General features: G+C 63.6%; 13 protein-coding genes. 6 read left to right on the forward strand and 7 right to left on the reverse strand.

Features of this window, described 5'->3' with window-relative positions; translation table 11 throughout:
- Positions 1 to 101 precede the first annotated feature (101 nt).
- Complete coding sequence (locus tag VQ071_RS06035; protein WP_340512990.1) at positions 102 to 2,195, forward strand: S-layer homology domain-containing protein; 2,094 nt, start codon at positions 102 to 104, stop codon at positions 2,193 to 2,195.
- A 67-nt stretch (positions 2,196 to 2,262) separates the two neighbouring features.
- Here VQ071_RS06035 and VQ071_RS06040 read toward each other — a convergent pair whose 3' ends face one another.
- From VQ071_RS06040 to VQ071_RS06055, 4 genes are all read right to left on the reverse strand, one after another.
- Positions 2,263 to 3,261 carry an Rpn family recombination-promoting nuclease/putative transposase gene (locus VQ071_RS06040; RefSeq protein WP_340512991.1) on the reverse strand — a complete coding sequence of 333 codons (999 nt, stop codon included), beginning with the start codon at positions 3,259 to 3,261 and terminating at the stop codon, positions 2,263 to 2,265.
- A gap of 252 nt (positions 3,262 to 3,513) precedes the next feature.
- The gene (locus tag VQ071_RS06045; protein ID WP_340512992.1) at positions 3,514 to 4,749 is read right to left on the reverse strand and encodes an ATP-binding response regulator; all 1,236 of its coding nucleotides are present in this window, start codon (positions 4,747 to 4,749) and stop codon (positions 3,514 to 3,516) included.
- Between the two features lie 24 nt (positions 4,750 to 4,773).
- Entirely contained in the window at positions 4,774 to 8,172 is a 3,399-nt protein-coding gene (locus VQ071_RS06050) for a response regulator (RefSeq protein WP_340512993.1), read from the reverse strand.
- A 151-nt stretch (positions 8,173 to 8,323) separates the two neighbouring features.
- Positions 8,324 to 9,187 (reverse strand): AraC family transcriptional regulator, encoded by an 864-nt coding sequence (locus tag VQ071_RS06055; protein WP_340512994.1) that lies wholly within the window; start codon positions 9,185 to 9,187, stop codon positions 8,324 to 8,326.
- Positions 9,188 to 9,316: 129 nt separating this feature from the next.
- Here VQ071_RS06055 and VQ071_RS06060 point away from each other — a divergent pair, with 129 nt between their 5' ends.
- Entirely contained in the window at positions 9,317 to 10,606 is a 1,290-nt protein-coding gene (locus tag VQ071_RS06060) for a Gfo/Idh/MocA family protein (protein ID WP_340512996.1), read from the forward strand.
- A gap of 501 nt (positions 10,607 to 11,107) precedes the next feature.
- Here the strand turns inward: VQ071_RS06060 and VQ071_RS06065 are convergent.
- Complete coding sequence (locus tag VQ071_RS06065; protein WP_340512997.1) at positions 11,108 to 11,959, reverse strand: AraC family transcriptional regulator; 852 nt, start codon at positions 11,957 to 11,959, stop codon at positions 11,108 to 11,110.
- 164 nt (positions 11,960 to 12,123) lie between these two features.
- Between VQ071_RS06065 and uxaC the strand changes: the two genes are divergently transcribed.
- From uxaC to VQ071_RS06085, 4 genes are all read left to right on the forward strand, one after another.
- Positions 12,124 to 13,572: a glucuronate isomerase gene (uxaC, locus tag VQ071_RS06070; protein ID WP_340512998.1), complete on the forward strand. Its 1,449-nt coding sequence runs from the start codon at positions 12,124 to 12,126 to the stop codon at positions 13,570 to 13,572.
- Positions 13,569 to 15,164: a tagaturonate reductase gene (locus VQ071_RS06075; protein WP_340512999.1), complete on the forward strand. Its 1,596-nt coding sequence runs from the start codon at positions 13,569 to 13,571 to the stop codon at positions 15,162 to 15,164. Before uxaC ends, VQ071_RS06075 begins: the two co-directional genes overlap by 4 nt.
- A gap of 86 nt (positions 15,165 to 15,250) precedes the next feature.
- Entirely contained in the window at positions 15,251 to 16,876 is a 1,626-nt protein-coding gene (locus tag VQ071_RS06080; RefSeq protein ID WP_340513455.1) for a UxaA family hydrolase, read from the forward strand.
- A gap of 241 nt (positions 16,877 to 17,117) precedes the next feature.
- Positions 17,118 to 18,830 (forward strand): glycoside hydrolase family 3 protein, encoded by a 1,713-nt coding sequence (locus VQ071_RS06085; RefSeq protein ID WP_340513000.1) that lies wholly within the window; start codon positions 17,118 to 17,120, stop codon positions 18,828 to 18,830.
- Positions 18,831 to 19,741: 911 nt separating this feature from the next.
- Here VQ071_RS06085 and VQ071_RS06090 read toward each other — a convergent pair.
- Positions 19,742 to 21,094 (reverse strand): MFS transporter, encoded by a 1,353-nt coding sequence (locus tag VQ071_RS06090; RefSeq protein ID WP_340513001.1) that lies wholly within the window; start codon positions 21,092 to 21,094, stop codon positions 19,742 to 19,744.
- Positions 21,078 to 21,542, reverse strand: a complete 465-nt coding sequence (locus tag VQ071_RS06095; RefSeq protein ID WP_340513002.1) for a MarR family winged helix-turn-helix transcriptional regulator — start codon at positions 21,540 to 21,542, stop codon at positions 21,078 to 21,080. Before VQ071_RS06095 ends, VQ071_RS06090 begins: the two co-directional genes overlap by 17 nt.
- Between the last annotated feature and the right edge of the window lie 55 nt (positions 21,543 to 21,597).

Consider the following 21,597-nt stretch of genomic DNA (forward strand, 5'->3'; position numbering starts at 1 on the left):
CTTCGACTACGGAGTGGTTTTTTTTCGGTTCAGTACCTGGATGCGGTCAAGCCGGATGCGGCCAAGGAAGATTCACATTTGAGAGGAAAAGGGGTTGTCGCATGTCAGTCTTCAAACGCTTCAAATCATTGTCGGCGCTCGCATTGTCGTTGTCGCTGGCCGTCGCGGGCGTATCCGCGGCCGCGCTGCCGGCCGGCAAGAGCTACGCGGAGAGCGCGGACCGAGCGACCGCCGCCGCTGTCGCGGCCGTCAACGTCAAGCCGGATATCGCGTCGGCTGTCGCCTATGTCAACGCCAACGGCGGCATCGACACGGACTGGCTGGCATTCAGCTTCGCGAGGGCGGGTCAGCCTGTCACGGATGCATTCAAGCTCAAGCTGGCGGCCGATGTCGAAGCGGAGTGGTCCAAGCCGTCGCCGAATGCGACGACGCTGGCCCGTTTCGTGCTGGTCGCCAACGCGGCAGGTCTCGATCCGCGCAGCATCGGCGGACATGACCTGATCGCGAAGCTGGCGGGCTACCCGTCCTTTGCCAACGTATACGCCCATATCTTCGTATTGCTCGCGCTGGATTCGGGCAACTATGCGCTGCCGGCCGGCACGGCATGGACGCGCAGCGATCTGATCGCGGCGATCGTCAAGGGCATCGATGGCGCCGATGTTCCGGATCTGTACGCTATGGGGCTCAGCGCGCTGGCCAAGTACCAGGATCGGCCGGAGGTGGCCGCAGCCGCGGACAAGGCCGTCAAGTGGCTGGCCGCCAATCTGAACGACGCCAACAGCGAGGCGCTCTCGCAGGCGATCATCGGGCTCGCCGCCTACGGCATCGATCCGACGGACTCGCGCTTCTCCAAGGGCGGCAACAACCTGATCGAACGCCTGCGGGCGTTCAAGAATACGGACGGCGGCTTCAAGCATGAGCTCGCCGACGCCGCATCCGACAAGGCATTCGCCACCGAGCAGGCGCTGCGCGCCCTGGCGGCCTATGAGCTGTTCGCAGCCTCGCACCGCTCCGTATATGTGGAGGCGTCCAGCCAGTGGGTGAAGACCGCCGTCGCGATCGAAGGGCTAAGCGGTCCAGTCGCAGCGCTCAGCGCCGAGCGGGCGGTCTACGCCTGGGACGCGCTGGCCGATATCGCAGAGCGCAATAAGCTGAAGCTCGAGGCTACGGACGATCCGCAGTACGGCAAGTTCCTGTCCGCAATTGGCGACGCCAAGGGCGATCAGAGCGTCTACTGGCTGTACGCCGTCAAGCGCGGCGGGACCTATGCGCCGATCGGCTCCTCTCTGGACAAGTTCCGCTTGCAGGAGGGAGACGAGCTGTATGTATACCTCTCCGGCGCCGATACCGGGCTCGTGAAGTCGGTGACGGCCGTGCCGGCGGCGGATGGCGCCTACGCGCTGAACGTCCAGTACAACTACTACGACGCCAGCTATAAAGAAGTCACCGGACCTGCGGCCGGCGTACAAGTCGCGATCGGCGAAAAGACGGCAGTGACCGATGCGAAGGGGACGGCAACCTTCCAGGGGCTGACGGCGGGCAGCTATCCGTATGTCGTGACGGGCTACCGCGCGGGAACCGCTCCGCTCGTGCTCAAGTATTCGGGGACCATTGAACTCGGGACGGGCCAGACCGGAGGCGTCAAGTTTGTCGATGCCGCCGATATCTCCGCCTGGGCCAGCGCAGCCGTCAGTGCATCCTATGCGGCCGGATGGTTCCAGGGCGTGAGCGCCACCGAGTTGAGGTTCGCGCCGAAGCAGCAGGTCTCCAGAGCCCAATTCGCTTCGTTGATCCTTCGCCTTCTCGGCGAGCAGCCGCAGACCGGCGCCAAGCAGACGTTCGCTGACGCCGCGCCGGGCGCATGGTATTACGACGCCGTCATGACCGCGAAGGCCCGAGGGCTGGTGAGCGGCGTGACGGATACGGCGTTCAAGCCGGGCGACGCGATCTCCAGGCAGGATCTGGCGGTCATTCTGGCCCGTGCGTTCAAGCTGGACGGTACGGCATCGACCGCGGCGTTCGCCGACCAGGACCGGATCTCGGGCTATGCGCTGGCATCGGTTCGGGCGGTCTCCGACAAGGGACTGCTGAAGGGCACGTCCGGCGGCAAGTTCGATCCGAAGTCCAAGGTTACCCGCGAGATGGCCGCAGTCGTCGCTGCGAATTTGCTGGAAGCGGGACTTATCGCCAAATAACGATCGGCACACCAAAAGAGGCGGCGCAGGATTTGATCCTGCACCGCCTCTTAACTTTTAAAAGGGGTCATCGGTCGTCGGCGCAGTCCGCAAGCGCCCGTATCCGTTCCTCGGGCAGCTCGGTGATGCGGCTAATCGTCGCGATATCCGTACCGGTCGCGAGCATGTTTAGAGCCACCTTCTCGATGCCCTTCTCAATGCCCTTCTCGATGCCCTTCTCGATCCCTTTTTCGATGCCCTTCTCGATCCCTTTTTCGATGCCTTTCTCGATCCCGATCTCCATGCCTTGCCTGATGCCAAGCTCCCGGCCTTGCTGGAGGCCGATCTCCCGGCCCTCCTCCAAGCCCTGCTCCCGCGCATCCTTCAAAAAGCTGATGCGGTCCCGCTGCGCCTTTTCCCGCGCTTCATACAGCATGCGGGTCATGTCGTCCTCGCTCAGGTGATTCAGCCGCTCCTCCGCCGTTCGAATCGTAGGATCCATCGCAATCAGCTCCTCCAATTGTTCATGGGTCGTGCGTTCATCCAGAAACCTTAGCCAGCGATGCAGCGGGTCGCTCTCGATATACGCCGCCGCACGGAACTTCGGGCATTCGATAAAATGCAGCTCCATCAGATCCGTCAATCGGTATATTCTCGCACCGTCCTCGTACAAATGGAACGAATGATGGAACCCTTCCAGCGGGAGAAACGAAAAATCCAAAATGTTGACGCAGATCGTCTTTTTGAGCTGGCTGTAGTCCTCGCCCTCCCGGATGGAGTCGGCGAGCAGTCGTCCCATGTAGAACAAGCTTCGCTTTTCCATATGCCGATAACGGCCGACCTGCATCTCCACATTAACCTGCTCGCGGTCCGCCGTCTCGCAGCGGATGTCGAGCACGCCTTCCTTGTCCTCGACGAGGCGCTTGGTCAGCAGCTTGCCGTCCAAAATCGCGAGATCCGTGATCGCATCTCGCCCGCTTCGGCGCAGCACGGCATTGAGCAGCCCGATCAACAGCGGCTTGCTGTCCGCTTCGCCGAACAGTCGCTTGAACAAATAATCGTTTTTCGGATTCAGTCGTTTTCTCATGGGCATCGCGTTCGCTCCTCCTATTATAACATAGCCTCCCGCCAAGCCGAACGGGGCTGCGCATGCCCGCGCACAACAAAAAGCACACCCCGTCCGCGCTCCCGTTCCATTCACGGGATCGACGTCCGGCGCGTGCTTCGCGTCCGATCGATTCAAGTCCATCTTCTCCGTTATCGGCGTCTCTGTCAAGCGGCAAGGACCGGCCAAGTTCCGCTGCAAGCGCCGCCGCAGTCGCAGCCGCCGCCGCAAGATTCAACTCTCCGCCAGCTCCGCCTTCATCGTGAATACGAATACGGCGCCGTTCGCCACGTTTTCTTTCGCATAAATATGGCCGCCCATCAGCTCGACGAGCGTCTTGCAGATCGACAGCCCCAGGCCGGTGCCTCCGGTCTTGCCGCCGCGCGTCTCGATCAGCTGGGAGAACGGCTCGAACAGCTTGTGGCGCTGCCCGTCGGGGATGCCCATGCCCGTGTCCGCCACGGAGAATTCCAGCTCCAGTTGATCCCCGTCCCGTCCGAGGAGTCGCACGCCGACATGGACGCCGCCTGCGGCCGTGAACTTGACGGCGTTGCCAATCAAGTTGTTGAGCACCTGGCGGAGCCGGTTCGGATCGCCGAGCAGGAGCGGCGGTATCGCCGGATCGATCTCCGTCGTCAGCGTCAGGCCCTTCTCGCGGAGCAGCGCGATGAACAGGTCCGTCGTCTCCTTCATGCAGCTGTCGAGGTTGAAGGGAGTGAGCTCCAGCTCCATCTTGCCCGACTCGATCTTGGAGAAGTCGAGGATATGGCTGATGATCGAGAGCAGTGCGTTGCCGCTCGTCCGGATGATGTCCACCATATCGCGGTCTCCCGGCTGCAGCTCCGAGTCCATGAGCAGCTCCGACATCGCGATGATGCCGTTCAGCGGCGTGCGCAGCTCATGGCTCATCGTCGCCAGGAAGCCGGACTTGATTTTCGAGGCTGTCTCCGCCATGTCCTTGAGCTGGGTGAGCGCACGATTCGACTCCTCCATCTGAAGGGCCTGCGCTTCCAGCTGCATGGTTTTTGCCTCAAGCTCCTGGGTTTTGGATGCCAGCTCCCGGGTTTGGCGCTCGAGCGCCAGACGCGTCTGATACAGCCGCACGAAGCCGTCGATCTTGCTCTTGAGCACCTCGGGGTGTACGGGCTTGGTCATGAAGTCGATGGCGCCGGCCGAGTAAGCTTGCTTGTAATTGTCCAGCTCCGACGTCAGCGAGGTGAGGAAGATGATCGGGATGTCCTGCGATTTTTTGCGCATCTTGATGCGCCGGGCCGTCTCGAAGCCGTTCATATCGGGCATGAGCACGTCCATGACGATCAGCGCAAAGTCGTCCTTGAGCAAGCACTTCAGCGCCTCGGCGCCCGAGGCGGCGGATACGAGACGGTACGGCGATTCGGCCAGAATGGCTTGGATGGACAGGAATTCGTCCGGGCGGTCGTCGACGAGCAGTATACAGACTTGATCTCCCATGAAGCTGTCATTCCCCCGCTGAGTCTATTTGATGAGCCAAGCCTTAAGCAGCGTCACGAGTTGGGTCGTATTGATCGGCTTGGCGATATAGTCCGAAGCCCCTGCCCGCAGACACTTTACACGATCTCCCTCCATAGCCCTGGCCGTCAGCGCGATGATGACCAGATTTTCGAACCGCGGTATTTTCCGAATGTGCCGCATCGTCTCGTAGCCGTCCATCTCCGGCATCATAATATCCATAAATACGAGATCGACGTTCGGATGATCGTCCAGGAAGGCGAGCGCCTCCTTGCCGTTCTGAGCGAAGCTGATCTCCATATTGTACCCTTCAAGCACACTCGAGAGCGCGTATATGTTGCGCATATCGTCATCGACGAGCAGGATCTGCTTGCCTTCGAACGCGGCTTCCGGATTGTGCAGCTTCTCGATGAGACGCTGCTTGTCCGGGGGCAGATCGGCGTGCTTGCGGTGCAGGTACAGCGCGGTCTCGTCGTACAGGCGCTCCATCGACTGCACGTTTTTGATGATGATGCTCTCTGCGTAATGACGGAGCCGCTGCTCCTCTTCCTTGCTCAGATCGCGCCCCGTGTAGATGATGACCGGCAGCGTCTGCAGCTTGCGGTTCGTCTTCACCTGCTCCAGCAGCTCGAAGCCCGAGATGTCCGTCAGGCCGAGGTCGAGCACCATGCAGTCGAAGTGCTGCGCGTTCAGCTGGTCGAGCGCTTCCTTGCCGGAGGCGGCGGCGGTCACGGAGACGTCCGGATGGGCGATGAAGGCGACCAGACTGCTCCGCAAATCCGGATTGTCCTCGACGATCAGCAGATTTTTGACCGGGCGCCGGATATAAGACTCGATCCGCAGGAACGCCGCCTCAAGCTCCGAGCGGTCGGTCGGCTTCTTCCAGAAGTCCAGCGCGCCCAAGGACAGCCCTTGCTTGCTGTCGTCGGCCGTCGAGACGATGTGCACGGGAATATGGCGCAGCTCGGGCCGGCTCTTGAGCCGGCTGATGATCGCCCAGCCGTTGAGCACCGGCAGATCGGCGTCGACGACGATCGCGTCCGGCTTGTAGGCATGCGCGAGCGCGAGTCCCTGATCGCCCTGCAGCGATACGATCGCCTTGAAGCCGCGCTTGCGGGCGAGCTCGAGCAGGATGGCCGCGAACGAAGCCTCCTCCTCGATGATGAGCAGCGTCGTATCGCCGGGCTGCAGGTTGCTCCGGTCGTCCTCCATGACGGCATACTGCAGCAGCTTCGGATTGGAGACCGAGATATCGGGTACGAACGATTCGTAAAAGTCGGATGCGTCCCTGGAGGGCTGCAAGGTGGTCTTGATCTCGATATGGGCGTCTGCCGCCGCAGGGAAGGCATCCCGCGGCGCTGCCGGAATGGCATTCCTCGGCGCCGCGGCTTCCCCGGACCCCGCAGCCTCCTCGGTTGTCCGCTCCTCCTCGTGCTCCTGCAGCAGCGCCTCGGCCCGCTCGGAGAAGACGAGGGTGAAGGCGCTGCCCTGGCCCGGCTCCGAGGCGACCTCGATTCTCCCGCCGAGCAGGGCGGCGAGCTCGCGGCAGATCGTCAGGCCGAGGCCCGTGCCGCCGTACTTGCGGCTCGTCGTGCCGTCCGCCTGCTGGAACGCCTCGAAGATGCTCTCGAGCTTGGCGGGCGGGATGCCGATGCCGGTATCGGCTACGGTGAAGAAAATCTGTTCGGGGTCGGTCTCGCTTCTGCCGATCGTCAGCGACACCTCGCCTTTCTCCGTAAACTTGAAGGCATTGGATAGCAGGTTCGACAGAATCTGCTGCAGCCGGTGGCCGTCCGTCCGCAGCGCTGCCGGCAGCCGGGCGTCGCGGCGGATACGCAGCTCCACGCCTTTGCTGCGGGCGATCTGATCGAACGTGCGATAGGCGTGATCGACGATATCCTGTACCTGCACTGTCTCGAACACGACCTTCATCTTGCCGACCTCGAGCTTCGCCAGATCGAGAATCTCGTCGATCAGCTGCAGCAGGTCCTTGCCCGCCGTGAAGATCGTATGCACGTATTCAAGCTGCTTGGGCTGGAGGTTGCCGTCCCGGTTCTCCGCGAGAATCTGGGAGAGGATGAGCAGGCTGTTGAGCGGCGTGCGCAGCTCGTGGGAGACGTTGGCGAGAAATTCGGACTTGTACTGCGCCGCCATGAAAATCTCCTCGGCCTGCTGCCGGATCTCTTCCTTCTGCTGCTTCGTGAGTGCCATCTCCTGCTGCAATTGCTCATTGGAGGCGAGCAGCTCGTCGGCCTGCGCCCGGAGCTGCTCCGTCTGCCGTGCGAGCGAGTCGGCCTGCTGCTGGATCTCTTCCTTTTGCTGCACGAGTGAATCCGCCTGCCGCTCGATCTCCGTCTTCTGCTGCGCGGTGCGCAGCATCTCCAGCCGCAGCGTCTCGTTGGCTTCGCTGATCTGCCGGGCCTGCGTCTGGAGCTCCTCGGTCTGGGCGCGCATCTCCTCGGTCTGCACCGTCAGCTCCTCGGTCTGCGACTGGAGCTCCTCGGTCTGGACCTGGAGCTCCTCCTTCTGCCGCTGCGTATGCCGCAGCAGCTCGTCGATGCGGGCGATGTCTGCCAGCGTGTTGAACAGCACGCCCATGTTCGTGCTCACGCGGCCGATCAGCTCCCGCTCGCGGGGCGCGAATTCGCGGAGTGAAGCCAGCTCCACGACGCCGACGGCCTCGCCTTCATAGCAGATCGGCACGATCGTGACGAACGCCGGCGGCGTATCTCCGAGCGCCGAGCTGACCTTCACATAGTCCGCGGGGATGTCTCGCAGGACGACCGGCTGCCGGTCCAGCGCCACTTGGCCCACGAGCCCGGAGCCCAGCGGGATCGGCGCAGGGGCCTCGTCCGCATGCGCGTAGGCATAGCCGGCGGCGAAGTGCAGCGCGTCGCCGCGCTTCACGTACAGCGCGCCGTAGCTCGCGCCCAGTGCGCTGGCAAGCTTGCCCATGAAGATGCGCGACGCCTCCTGCACCTTGACCGAGCCCTGGAGCAGGATCGCCATCTCCGATACGTTCGTATTGATCCAGATCTCGTTCTCGGCGTCCAGCCGCAGCAGCCGCTCCTGCTCCGTCGTATGCTGCAGATCCCCCGCGAGCCCTCTGAAGCGCCGCGCGAGCTGGGCGAATTCGTCGTCGCCGCTGGCGGCGGTCTCGGTCTCCTCGACTTGCTTGCCCGCGGCCATGTCGTCCACGATGCGGGAGACGCTGCGCATGCCGACAAAAATGCTGCGGTGAACCGATGCGATCAAGTAAACGCCGACGGCCAGCCCGGCTGCTCCGATGGCAATCGCGACCGCCAGCGCCGAGCCTTCGGCATACACGCAGGCGATCGCCGTCAAGCCGCCGATGAGCAGCAGAAACGCGAGGCCAAGGCTCCAGATCTTTCTTTTTATATTCATATAAACCGCCTTTGCGTCGAAGTGATAGATCAAGTAGATATCGAATTTGATAGTTACTGTAGTCAATTATAGCTGTAGTTCCTACAGATAGAAATAGAGCGCGCGTCCCGCCGGACCGTATCGGGACCGGTTTTGCGCTTTTTGCCGCAACTTACCGCTTGCGCCGGAACTGGGCTCTGTAATCCCGCGGCGTCATGCGGGCAAGTGTCTTGAACACCTTCTCGAAGTGGGAGAAATTGTCGAATCCGGAATCCTCCGACACTTCGGTGATCCGCAAGTCCGTCTCCCGCAGCAGCCGCTGCGCTTCCTTGATCCGTGTGATGCCGACATATTCGGCGATGCCGAAGCCGGTGCATCTCTTGAACGTACGGCTCAAATAGCTCGGGCTCAGGTAGAAGCGTCCGCTCAGCTCGTCCAGCGTCAGCCGCTCTCGAAAATGAGCGGCGATATGCCTGGCGACTTCGGTCATCTTGGCGGCGGTCGGCGAAGAGGCTTCCTCGGCGCTCTCGGACGCGGCGCCCAGCGTACGCCTGGCCGCGAACAGCAGCAGCTCCGCGGCCGCGTGCCGGATCGGCAGGCCGCTGCCGGGTGGCCTGTCCTGGATCTCGCGCAGCATCCCGTACAGCAGTTGCTCCACGCGCAGCCGCTCCGGGGCATCCAGCCGCAGCAGGCGCCGGGTGCCGCGGAAGGGCGACCGCAGCAGCTCGGCCTCCGTCTCGTCGAACATGGCGAAGTACCGTTCGTCATAATAGAGCACGACGCGCTCGTGATGCGGCACGCCGGTATCGGAAGTCTTGTGCACTTCGTCGCCCGGGACGATCACGAGATCGCCGGCCTGCACCAGATATGCGCGGTCTTTGATAAAGTAAAACCTTTCGCCGCCGAACAAATAGTAGAGCTCATGGTGTCCGTGCATATGGTCGGCAGCCATGGAGAAGTGGCCTTTTCTCCGGTTGTATTCGGTGTAGAACGGATCATGGGATTGTCCGTAGCGGAGCTCGCTGCTCAAGTTCAAGGGCGATCGCCTCCATGAGAACAAAATATGCGGGATTTTATGAATAATAACATAAATTGCGGAGCGAATAGGCACATTTTGCGGTACATTTTCCTCATAAGATCATCATATCGAGGAGAGATGGCAAAGATGGCAAAAAAAACGTACGTACAGGTAGGCGCGGGAGGCCGGGCCGAGTTCTTCTACGCTGCAATCGCCACGACATTCAGGGAGACGAGCGAGCTGCTCGCCTTCTGCGATATCAACCGGACCCGCATGGACTATGCGAACAAATTGCTGTCGGAAAAATACGGCTATCCCGCGGTGCGCACCTACAGCAGCGACGAATTCGAGCGGATGATCGAGGCTGAAAAACCGGATGCCGTCATCGTGACGAGCGTCGACCGCACGCATCATGCGTACATTGTCCGGGCGCTGGAGCTGGGCTGCGACGTCATTACCGAGAAGCCGATGACGGTGGACGAGGAGAAGTGCCAGGCGATTCTCGACGCCGTAGAGCGCACTGGACGGAGCGTGCGCGTGACGTTCAACTACCGCTATGCGCCGCATCATACGAAGGCGCGCGAGCTGATCGCGGGCGGCGTCATCGGCGACGTCACGTCGATCCACTTCGAATGGCTGCTGAACACGCAGCACGGCGCGGACTACTTCCGCCGCTGGCACCGGGACAAGCGCAACAGCGGCGGTCTGCTCGTGCACAAGTCGACGCATCACTTCGACCTGGTCAACTTCTGGATCGGCTCGCAGCCGGATACCGTGTTCGCGATGGGCGACTTGCTTTTTTACGGCCGGGAAAATGCGGAGAAGCGCGGCGTCACGAAGTTCTACGAGCGGGCGACGGGCAATCCCAACGCGGAGGGCGATCCGTTCGCGCTGCCGCTGGACGGCAATCCGCATCTGAAGGAGATGTACCTGGACGCCGAGCATGAGGACGGCTATCGCCGCGATCAGAGCGTGTTCGGCGACGGTATCTCGATCGAGGACACGATGAGCGTGCTGGTGAAGTACAAGAACAAGGCGCAGCTGACGTATTCGCTGAACGCCTATCTGCCCTGGGAGGGCTACCAGATCGCCTTCAACGGCACGAAGGGCCGCATCGAGATGAAGATCGTCGAGCAGTCATACGTCAATTCGGGCGGGGACAAGGCGCTCGAGGGCGCAGTGCAGGGCGTCACGATCCTCGTGTTCCCGATGTTCGGCGAGCCGTACAAGGTCGAGTTCGCGATGGGCGAAGGCGGACACGGCGGCGGCGATCCGGTGCTGCTGAACGATATATTTGGCATACCGGTCGCGGACGCGTTCAACCGGGCGGCCGACCATATCGACGGCGCGCGCTCGATTCTGACGGGCATCGCGGCGAACAGGTCGATTCGCACGGGGCAGGCGGTCAAGATCGATGAGCTCGTGAAGTTTCATTAAGTCGAAAGAGAGCCGGCAGCTCCGCGCCATAGGAGTCGCAGGCTCTTTTTTCCTCCGGGAGGCGGGGGAGGCGGTTCGAGCGGGCCGCCGAGAGTGAAGGTGCACATTTGATGTGCATGAAGCGCGGGAGAGGCGGTGGCGAGTGGGCTGCCGAGGCGTTAAGGTGCACATTTTATGTGCATGAAGCGCGGGAGCGGCGGGGTGAGTGGGCCGCCGAGTGTGAAGAAGCACATTTTATGTGCATGAAGCGCGGGAGTGGCGGTGCGAGCGGGCTGCTGAGTGAGAAGGTGCACATTTAATGTGCATGAAGCGCGGGAGCGGCGGGGTGAGCGGGCTGCCGGTCGAGGAGGTGCACATTTGATGTGCATGAAGCGCGGATCGGCGGCGGGAGCGGGCTGCAGGGGGCGAAGGTGCACATTTGATGTGCACGAAGCGCGGGAGAGGCGGTGCGAGCGGGCCGCCGGGGGCGAATTGTGGAGCGTGTGTCCGGCGGAGCGGGGGCTAGCGGTGCAGCTTGCGATACTGCATCGGGGTGAGGCGCGCGTTTTTTTTGAAGATGCGCTCGAAGTGGGTGACGCTCTCGAAGCCGCAGGCGGCGGCGATGTCGATGATTTTGGCGCTCGTCTCGCGCAGCAGCGTCTGCGCCTCGCGGATGCGGGCCAGGTTCACGTAGCCGACGACGGTGAAGCCGGTCACTGCCTTGAAGGTGCGGCTGAGATGCGAGGGGCTCATGTAGAAGCGGCTCGCCAGCTCGGGCAAGGCGAAGGGCTCGCGGCAGTGGGCGTCGATATGCCTCACGATGTCCGCGATCTTGTCGTGCAGCGGGTGTGCCGCGGCCGGCGCCTCCTGGTCGCCGGGGGTCGGCAGCCGCGAGGCGAACAGCAGCAGCTCGGCGAGCAGCAGGCGCAGCGCGGTCTCGTAGCCGGACTGGCGGTCGGCGATCTCGGCGCCCATCCGGTTCAGCAGGCCGAGTGCGGCGGCCTGCTCGCGGTCGGCCAGGCGGAATACGCGGTAGCCGCCGCAGAAGACGCCGAACAGCGCCTCGTAATGCGGCAGCTGCTCCATGCCGAGGTATTCGTCGCTGAAGTTGATGACGACGCGCTCGTGGGCGTGTGAGCTCTGCATCGACGACTTGTGCACGAGTTGCTTGTCAATGAAGACGAGCGTCCCGGCGGCGATGCGATGCGTCTCGTCCTTGATGAAGTACAGCCGCTCGCCCGATACGAGGTAATAAATCTCGTAGGTGCCGTGATAGTGGTTCATCCGCTCGAACGGCCGCGTGCGGCGCACGCGGTGGTAATAGAAATCCGCCTCCTCGTCGCCGCAGGTCAGGGCGCCAGGCTCATCGTACATGATCTTCTCTCCTCGCTGCGGCGCCGTCCGCCTGCTTTTATTTTCGAAGCATAATAAGTTGATTTTTTATAATATAAGCAAAAATCGCGGAGACTTCCAACCTTTTTTGCGATAACCTGAGACAGAAAGCGATTGCATATCATGTTGTGGAGGGTGAATAACCTGTGAGAGCGTTCATGGACGACCGCTTCCTGCTGAATACCGACACGGCCGCGATGCTGTACGAGCGGTTCGCCGCGCCGATGCCGATCATCGACTACCATTGCCATCTCGATCCGAAGGCGATTTATGACAATAAACCGTTTGAGAACTTGACCGAGGTATGGCTGTACGGGGACCACTACAAATGGCGGGCGATGCGCGCGAACGGCATCGAGGAGCAATACATCACGGGCGGCGAAGGCGTCTCCGATTACGACCGGTTCCTCGCCTATGCGAAAACCGTACCGATGACGCTCGGCAATCCGCTCTATCACTGGTCGCATCTCGAGCTGCGCCGGTTGTTCGGCATCGAAGAGCTGATTAATGAGAAAAACGCGCCCGTCATCTGGGAGAAGGCCGGCGCCAGGCTGAAGGAAGGCGGCTTCACGCCGCAGGACCTGGTGCGCGGCTCGAACGTCCGCGTCGTCTGCACGACCGACGATCCGGCGGACACGCTCGAGTACCACCGCAAGCTGCGCGAGGAGGGCCGCCACGGCTTCCAGGTGCGCCCGTCGTTCCGGCCGGACAGGGCGCTGGAGATCAACCGGGCGACCTTCCTGCCTTGGCTGGTGCGCCTTCGCGAGGCTTGCGGCTACGAGCTTGCCGACTACGGTCTGCTGCTCAAGGCATTGGCGGAGCGCGTGCAATTTTTCCACGATACCGGCTGTCTGCTGTCCGACCATGCGATCGACAATGTCATGTATGCCGAAGCGACGGCTGAGCAGGCGGCCGCAGTCTACGCCAAAGCGCTGCGTGGGGAAGGCGTCTCCGCCGACGAAGAGGCGCAGTACAAGACGTTCACGCTGCAGTATCTGGGCCGTCTGTACGCCGAGTACGGCTGGACGATGCAACTGCACATCCACGCGCACCGCAACAACAATACGGCGGCATTCGAGCGCCTCGGGGCCGATACCGGCTTCGACTCCATCAATGCCGGTCCGCTCGCAGGTCCGCTCGTCAAGCTGCTCGACGGCATCGAACGTCAGGGCGGCCTGCCGCGCACGATCCTGTATTCGCTGAACGCCGGGGACAACGACGTGCTGGCATCGATCATCGGCAGCTTCCAGGGGGACGGCATCCCGGGCAAGATGCAGCTCGGCTCCGCCTGGTGGTTCAACGACACGATCGACGGCATGCTCGCCCAGCTGAAGTCGCTCGCGAACATGGGGCTGCTGAGCCGGTTCGTCGGCATGCTGACGGATTCCCGCAGCTTCCTGTCGTATCCGCGGCATGAGTACTTCCGCCGCATTGTGTGCAATCTGCTCGGCGACTGGGTCGAGTCGGGGCTGGTGCCGGCCGACATGGATCTGCTCGGCGAGATCGTCGAGGGCGTCTGCTACCGCAACGCGGAGCGCTACTTTCGATTCGGCGCGGACGACGCCGGGATGAAGCTCGCGTCGGCAGGCGAATGAGCAGCCGGGAGAAAATAACGGCAGCGGGAGCGCCGGGGGCGAAGTCAGGCGGGGGCGCGGGCGCGGATGGCGCGAACGAGGCAGTGGCGGACGCCGGGGCGCCGCCCCGCCTGAACCGGGCGGCGCTCGGTGGCGAAGACGCGGCGCGCTACGACCGGCTGAAGGCGTATCCGGTCAAGGTGCTGCAGATCGGTGAGGGCAACTTCCTGCGCGGCTTCGCCGACTGGATGATCGACCGGTGCAACCGGCAGGGCTTGTTCGAGGGCGGCGTGGCCGTCTGCCAGCCGCGGCCGACGGGCGCGGCGAAGCTTGCCGAGCTGCGGGAGCAGGACGGTCTGTATTACCAGTGGATTCGCGGCCTGCGGGACGGGCGGCCTGTCGACGAGCTGGAGCTGGTCGCGGTCTTCGCGAGCATGGTCGATCCGTACGCGCAGTGGGAGAGCTTCCTGGCGCTGGGCGAGCAGCCGGCGCTGGAGATCGTCGTCTCGAACACGACGGAGGCCGGATTGATCTACGAGGCGTCCGACTGGCAGCCGGAGCAGCCGATACTGTCGTATCCGGGCAAGCTGACGGCGCTGCTGCACCGGCGGTTCGAGACGTTCGGCGGCGATCCCGCGAAGGGATTGCTGCTGCTGCCGTGCGAGCTGGTCGAGCGCAACGGCGACAGGTTGCGCGACATCGTGCTGCGGCACGCGGCGGACTGGGGATTGCCGGAGGCATTCTCGGACTGGGTGCGCAGGCACAACCGGTTCCTGAACAATCTCGTCGACAGGATCGTGACCGGCTACCCGGCCGAGGAGGCGGAGGCGGTGTTCGCGGCCCAGGGGACGGAGGACCGGCTGCTGAATGCGGCGGAGCCGTATCACCTGTGGGCGATCGAGGGCGAACCAGCGCTGGATGAACGGCTGCCGCTCGCGCAGGCGGGACTGAACGTGCTGTGGACGGACGATCTGCGGCCGTACCAGCTGCGCAAGGTGCGCATTCTGAACGGCGCGCACACGCTGATGGCGAGCGTCGGACTGCTGAACGGACTGGACACGGTGCGCGAGACGGTGGAGCATCCTTCGTACGGCGAGTATGTGCGGCGCGCGATCATGGACGAGATCGTGCCGTCCGTGCCGCTGCCGGAGGAGGAGATGCGCCGCTATGCCGACGAAGTGCTGGAGCGCTTCGCGAACCCGCATGTCCGGCACAAGCTGGCCGACATCGCGCTGAACAGCCTGTCCAAGTTCAGGGTGCGGCTGTTGCCGACGCTGGAGGCTTATACCGAGCGGACCGGCGGCGGGCTGCCGCCGCGGATCGTGGGGGCGTTCGCCTCGCTGCTGCGGCTGTACCGCGCACGGGGGACGGCTGGCGGCGGGTACGCCGGCAGCCGGCTGGACGGAGCGCCGGTCGAGCTGCGCGACGATGCGGCGGCGCTGGCGGCGCTGGCCGCCCTGTGGGGCCGACTGGATCGGGGCGAGCTCGCACTGGACGGCCTGGTCGCCGACATACTCGGCCGGACGGACTGGTGGGGACAGGATCTGAACGAGATGGCAGGGCTGCGCGCTGCGCTGGCCGAAGCGATGACCAAGATGGAGGCGAACGTATGATGAGCGAGACGGATACGACACAGGCGGCTGCTGCCGACGGCGATGACGCCGCGGTCACCGATTCCGCAGCGGCCACGGCCGCGGGCGTGGGCGATACCGTCGTGCTGAACCCGCGCGACCAGGTGGCGATCGCCCTGCGCGACATCCGCGCCGGCGAGACCGTGGACTGGTCGGACGGCTCGGGCGGCGCAGGCACGGTGCGGGCGCTGGAGGACGTGCCCCGCGGCCACAAGGTGCTCATCCGGCCGGTCGCCGCCGGGCAGCATGTGCACAAGTTCGGCTATTCGATCGGTGTAGCGAAGACAGATATCCTACTCGGCGGCTGGGTGCATACGCATAACCTCAAGACCGGGCTCGGGGCGGTGCTGGACTATGCATACCAGCCGCGGCTGGACGATGCAGGCGCATCCGGAACCGCGTTCCGCGCGGCAGCCGGCGCTGACGGCAGCGTCTCCGCGGCGCCGGCTGCGCATGTCGGTTCCCAGGATGAGGGCGGCATCGCGTTCCGCGCGGCCACCGACCCGCTTCCCGGCGGGCAGACCACGTTCCGGGGCTACGTGCGCGACGACGGCGAGATCGGCATCCGCAACGAGATCTGGATCATCAATACGGTCGGCTGCATCAACAAAACGTGCGAGACGCTCGCCCGTCTGGCATCGCGGCAGTTCGAAGGCCGCGGCATCGACGGCGTCTACCACTTCGCCCATCCGTACGGCTGCTCCCAGCTCGGCGACGACCTGACCGCCACGCAGCGGCTGCTCGCCGCGCTCGTGCGCCACGGCAACGCCGCCGGCGTGCTCGTCGTCGGGCTTGGCTGCGAGAACAACCAGGTCGACGCGTTCAAGCGCGCGATCGGGGAGTACAGCCCGGACCGGGTCAAGTTCATGAAGGCGCAGGAGGTCGAGGACGAGCTGGAGGAAGGGCTCGCGCTGCTGGGCGAGCTCGTCGACTATGCGGAGCGGTTCGAGCGGCAGGATGTGCCGCTGTCCAAGCTGCGCATCGGGCTCAAATGCGGCGGCTCCGACGGCTTCTCCGGCATCACCGCCAACCCGCTCGTCGGGCGGGTGGCCGACGCGATCACGGCGGCCGGAGGGACGGCGCTGCTGACCGAGGTGCCGGAGATGTTCGGGGCGGAGACGATCCTGATGGAGCGCGCGGCCGACGAGGCCGTATTCCACGACATCGTGAAGCTCGTCAACGACTTCAAGGACTATTTTATCCGGCACGGGCAGGAGATCTACGAGAACCCGTCTCCGGGCAACAAGGACGGCGGCATCACGACGCTCGAGGAGAAGTCGCTCGGCTGCACGCAGAAGGGCGGCCACGCGACGGTCACCGACGTGCTGCCGTACGGCGAGCCGTCGCGCAAGCCGGGGCTCAATCTCGTGCAGGCGCCGGGCAACGATCTGGTGTCCGTCACCGCGCTGTCCGCCGCGGGCGCGCATGTCGTGCTGTTCACGACGGGGCGCGGCACGCCGTTCGGCGGCCCGGTGCCGACCGTGAAGATCGCGACCAATTCCCAGCTTGCGCAACGCAAGAAGAACTGGATCGACTTCGACGCGGGTCGCCTGATCGAGGGCATGGGCATGGACGCGCTGCGGGACGAACTGCTCGCGTTCATTGTCGGCCTGGCTTCCGGCGAGCGGCAGACGAACAACGAGCGCAACGGATTCCGCGAGATTGCCATTTTCAAGGACGGGGTCATTTTGTAATCCGGCTTCGCCATACGGCGCCCGCCGCCCGCCGCCAAGCCGTTTCTTCCTTCGGGCAGAGACGGTTTTTTTCTTTCTGTCCGCTTCTGTACAGTAAAGTTAAATATGGACAGTCCGTCGGGCAATAAAATGGATATTTTACAGTAGGCGCACCCTTCTCCCGGCTTCATACTGGTCGGTGAACGCAATTACAGCGGCAGCGGCCGGCACCGCCGGCTTGCTTTGGGAAGGGGAGAGCATCATGCTTGCGAACAACGATCACAAGCTGCGCGATATCAAGCTCGCGGACTTGTCTGTGCGGGAGAAAATCGGCCAGACCGTCGTCCTGCTGTCGGGGCGAGACCGGGAGATCGAGAAGGAAGGCAGCCTCGAGGCATTTCTGGAGCGCTATCCGGTCGGCGGCTTCTTCGTCGGCGCGGAGATCATCAAGGACGTCATGACCAGCAACAACTTCGAGCAGGTCAAGGAAGCGACCGAACAATACCGGTCGGCGACCCGCATCCCGCTCATCTTCGCCTCGGATCTGGAGAACGGCTGCGGCAGCATGATCCCCGGTCTGACGAAGCTGCCGTTCCCGATGGCGCTCGGCGCGACACGCAGCGAGCAGCTCGCGTACGACTACGGCAAGGCGACGGCGCTCGAGGCGGGCCTCGCCGGGGTGAACTGGACGTTCTCCCCGGTCGCGGACCTGAACGTCAACCGCTTCAACCCGATCACGGCCATCCGGGCGATCTCCGACAAGCCGTCCTGGGCGATCCCGCTGCTCAAGGCGCTCGTGCGCGGCATGCAGGATCACGGGCTGGCTGCGACGGCCAAGCACTTTCCCGGCGACGGCGTCGATTACCGCGACCAGCATATGACGACGACGGTGAACTCGCTGTCCCGCGAGGCGTGGCTCGCGCAGCACGGTGCGGTGTTCCAGGCGCTCGTCGACGACGGGCTCGCCTCGATCATGACGGGGCATATCTCGCTGCCCGCGTTCCAGTCGGAGACTGCCCTCGGCGGCCGCTACCTGCCCGCGACGCTGTCGGCGGAGCTGAGCGACGGACTGTTGAAGCGGCAGATGGGGTTCAAGGGCGCCATCGTCAGCGATGCGCTCATCATGGGCGGGTATTTGAAGTGGTACGAGCGTCACGAGGCGTACCTGCACACGCTGAACGCGGGGACGGACATGCTGCTGTGGCCGGAGCTGACCTACTTCGAAGCGGCGGAAAGAGCGCTCGAGACGGGGGCGCTGACGATGGAGCGGCTGGACGATGCGGTCGAGCGCGTGCTGCAGATGAAGCGACGGTTCGGCGTGCTGGCGCGGGAGGCGGACGACGCGGAGGCCGCTGGTCAGGAGGCAGCGGCCGGGCGGGAACCCGCTTATGCGCTGCAACGTGCAGCGAGCGGCGTATCCGAGCGTCCGGACCCGGCCGGGATCGCCGCCTTCGCGTTGCGCACGGCCCAGAGCGTGGCTGAACGCGGCCTGACGCTCGTCCGCGACGAGAATGGCCTGCTGCCGCTAGCGTCCGGCGCGGTGCGCAAGGCGCTCATCATCGGCATCAGCCCGTCAACCGTGGACTACGAGGACCTGATCACGCTGAAGGAAGCGTTCGAGCGGCGCGGCATCGAGACGGAGCTCATCCGCAACGTCTGGTACGAGGATCTGATTGCGCGTGAGCCCGGGGTCGACCTGATCGTCTATGCGCCGATTGTGCGCCAACATCGTCCGATGGGACCGCTCGCGTTCAGCGCAGAGGAAGCGTCCGCCTGCTGGAGCGCCTTGACGGCAGGCAGGGACAAGTCGGTCGTCGCCGCCTTCGGCTCGCCGTACGTCATCGCCGATTACTTTGACATGGCGCCGGTCGCCGTGAACGCCTACAGCAACGTGCCGGCGTCCCACGAAGCATTCGCGCGAGCCCTGTTCGGCGAGATTCCGTTCTCCGGCACCGCGCCGGTGGACAATCTGTAAAGCTAACTGGAAAACGGGACGAGGCAGGTCGGTTTCCTGCTTCATCCCGTTTTTGCATGTTGGGCTGACAGCGCCGCACCAGGCGTCCTCGAGAGTTGCTGGCCAGCAAGAAGCTTGACCCGCGTCGTACCAAGCGCCTCCAGCGTTTCTGGCCAGAAACAAACCTGGGCCGGCGTCGCACCAAGCGCTCCCGAGCGTTTCTGGCCAGACAAGCTTGGTCGGTGTCACACTACGTACCTTCAAGCGATTCTGGCCAGACAAACTTGGCCGGTCTCACACTACGTACCTTCAAGCGATTCTGGCTAGATAAACTTGGCCGGTGTCACACTACGTACCCTCAAGCGACTCTGGTCAGACAAGCTTGGCCGGTGTCACACTACGTACCCTCAAGCGATTCTGGCCAGACAAGCTTGGTCGGTGTCACACCCCGTACCTTCAAGAGTTCCTGACTAGAAAGAGTGGTAGAGGGGAGTTGCGTGGAAATACCGCCGCGAGCGGCGAAGCGTCCGGGATAAGCGACGGCGTTGCGCCCAAGGGGAATATTTGTCCCGACCGATTCCGGGTAAAAGCTGCCTGTGGCGGAGCACTAAGCTGCCCGGCCAAGACTGCATGAAAAAGCTGCATATGTGCAGGTAAATTTCCGAGAAAGGCGGCCTATAATCGGAATAGATGCGAATATGCAGGTTTTTGAACGTAATTGTCTTCAAAAGCCGGCTCATGTCCGGAATAGCTGCACATTTGCAGGTATTTGGCGCAGACACGGCTGCTGTCCGATAAAAAGATGCATTTATGCAGGTATATCGGTCGGTCGAGTCACGGCATGGGGAACAAGCCTTTGCGGCAAGCAACTTCCGGCAACGCCGGCATGCGGGCTGCAAAGGCCTTTTGTTTGGTGCAGTGTGCCGCCGCGCTCACGCCGCCGCGCCGCGCACCGCTGCACGCTGCTTCGCGACGCGAAGCGCCATGAGCGCCGCGATCAGGCAGACGAAGCCCGCCGCAAAAAACGGCACCTGGTAGCTGCCGAGCCACTCCCGGACGGTGCCGGCCGCATAGGCGGCGACGGAGGCGCCGAGCTGATGCGTGACGACGATCCAGCCGAAGATCATGCCGGCCCGCTCCTTGCCGAAGGCGTCCTGGGACAGCTTGACGGTCGGCGGGACGGTCGCGATCCAATCGAGTCCGTAGAACACGGTGAACAGCATGAGCTGCGGTTGACCCGCGCCCAAGGCGTAGGGCAGGAAAAGCAAGGACAAGCCGCGCAGGCCGTAATAAAAGAACAGCAGCTTGCGGCTGTCGAAGCGGTCGGACAGCCAGCCGGAGAGCGTCGTGCCGACGAGGTCGAACATACCCATCAAGGCGAGCATGCCCGCAGCCGTCACCTCGGGGATGCCGTAGTCGCCGCACGCCGGGATCAGATGGGCGCCGATCAAGCCGTTCGTCGAGAAGCCGCAAAAGAAAAACGTGCCGCTGAGCAGCCAGAACGTCTTCGTGCGCGCGCCCTCCCGCAGAGCCGCGAGCGGCGCGAGAAACAAGTTGCCGCGAAACGGCGCGGGCTTCACGATCCGCGTCTCGCCGTAAGGCGCGGCGCCCACGTCGTAGGGGTGGTTGCGCATCCAGATCGCGACGGCGGCGAGCACGACAAGCGTCGCGCCGACGGCCGCGTAGACGGCGTAGCGCCAGCCGGCCTCCTCCGTGATGCGGGCGAGCAGCGGCAGGAACAGCAGCTGGCCGGTCGCCGCGCTGGCCGTCAGAATGCCGACGACGAGGCCGCGGCGATGCGCGAACCATTGGCCGGCGACGGTAACGCCCAGCACGTTGGCCATCATGCCGGTGGCGAGTCCCGACACGACGCCCCACAGCAGCTCGAATTGCCACAGCGACGTCATATGCGGCGTGGCCAGCAGGCCGGCTGCGAGTATGGCCAGGGAGAGCACGGTCATGCGGCGAATCCCGAAGCGCAGCAGCAGCGCCGCGGAGAATGGGCCTGTCAGGCCGTACAGCAAGATGCCGATGGAGATGACGCTTGAGATGCCGCCGCGGCTCCAGCCGTATTCCTGTTCGAAAGGCAGCATGAAAATGCTGGGCATCGAGCGGACGCCCGCAGACACGATCAGCGTGGCGAAAGTGACGGCGAGTACGGTCCAGCCGTAGTGAAATCTCCTGCGGCGTGCGCTGCGGCGTGCGGATGCCACGCCGTTCCCGGCGCCGCTCGCTACACCTTCGTCCCCGCCAGCTGCATCATGCTGGTCAGGCGTCGCATTCATCGGCGGGCGCCCCCTTCTCCAGCCGGGTGCCGGCCTTCAATATGCCGTCGGACAGCGCATCGGCGGCCGCATCGCCCAGGATCTCCTTATATCTTGCCTTAAGCCGGCCCGAAGCGAGTCGAATCTCGCCTTCCAGCGCCTGCCCCTTGGGCGTCGGATAGAGCAGGACCGTCTTGCCCTGCACGCTGCGGCGGACGAGCTGTTTGGTCTCGAGCTTGTCGATGAACCGCGTCAGCGTGGAAGGCGCGATGCTCAGCTTTTCCGCCAGCTCCTTCTGCGTGACGCCGGGTCTGCCGTTGACGATGCGGATCGCATAGCCGTACATCGGTGTCAAGCCTGTCGGCGCGAATTCCTCCTCGGCGATCCGCGTGATGGCCCGGCCGAGTCGATTCGCGGTAAAGAACAGACAGCTTTGCAAAAAGCCTTCATCGGGCGTGGCGTCCGTCATCGATTATCCCTCCACTCATTTGTATGTACAACAAAAATAAAGCATATCGATCCGG

The sequence above is a fragment of the Cohnella sp. 56 genome (assembly GCF_037963805.1).
In the GTDB taxonomy this organism is placed as follows: domain Bacteria; phylum Bacillota; class Bacilli; order Paenibacillales; family Paenibacillaceae; genus Cohnella.

Bases quoted from the DNA above. Each gene is read 5' to 3' on its own strand.
- VQ071_RS06035 (WP_340512990.1), top strand. From the start codon at position 102: ATGTCAGTCTTCAAACGCTTCAAATCATTGTCGGCGCTCGCATTGTCG.
- VQ071_RS06040 (WP_340512991.1), bottom strand. From the start codon at position 3,261: ATGAGAAAACGACTGAATCCGAAAAACGATTATTTGTTCAAGCGACTG.
- VQ071_RS06045 (WP_340512992.1), bottom strand. From the start codon at position 4,749: ATGGGAGATCAAGTCTGTATACTGCTCGTCGACGACCGCCCGGACGAA.
- VQ071_RS06050 (WP_340512993.1), bottom strand. From the start codon at position 8,172: ATGAATATAAAAAGAAAGATCTGGAGCCTTGGCCTCGCGTTTCTGCTG.
- VQ071_RS06060 (WP_340512996.1), top strand. From the start codon at position 9,317: ATGGCAAAAAAAACGTACGTACAGGTAGGCGCGGGAGGCCGGGCCGAG.
- VQ071_RS06065 (WP_340512997.1), bottom strand. From the start codon at position 11,959: ATGTACGATGAGCCTGGCGCCCTGACCTGCGGCGACGAGGAGGCGGAT.
- VQ071_RS06075 (WP_340512999.1), top strand. From the start codon at position 13,569: ATGAGCAGCCGGGAGAAAATAACGGCAGCGGGAGCGCCGGGGGCGAAG.
- VQ071_RS06085 (WP_340513000.1), top strand. From the start codon at position 17,118: ATGCTTGCGAACAACGATCACAAGCTGCGCGATATCAAGCTCGCGGAC.
- VQ071_RS06090 (WP_340513001.1), bottom strand. From the start codon at position 21,094: ATGAATGCGACGCCTGACCAGCATGATGCAGCTGGCGGGGACGAAGGT.
- VQ071_RS06095 (WP_340513002.1), bottom strand. From the start codon at position 21,542: ATGACGGACGCCACGCCCGATGAAGGCTTTTTGCAAAGCTGTCTGTTC.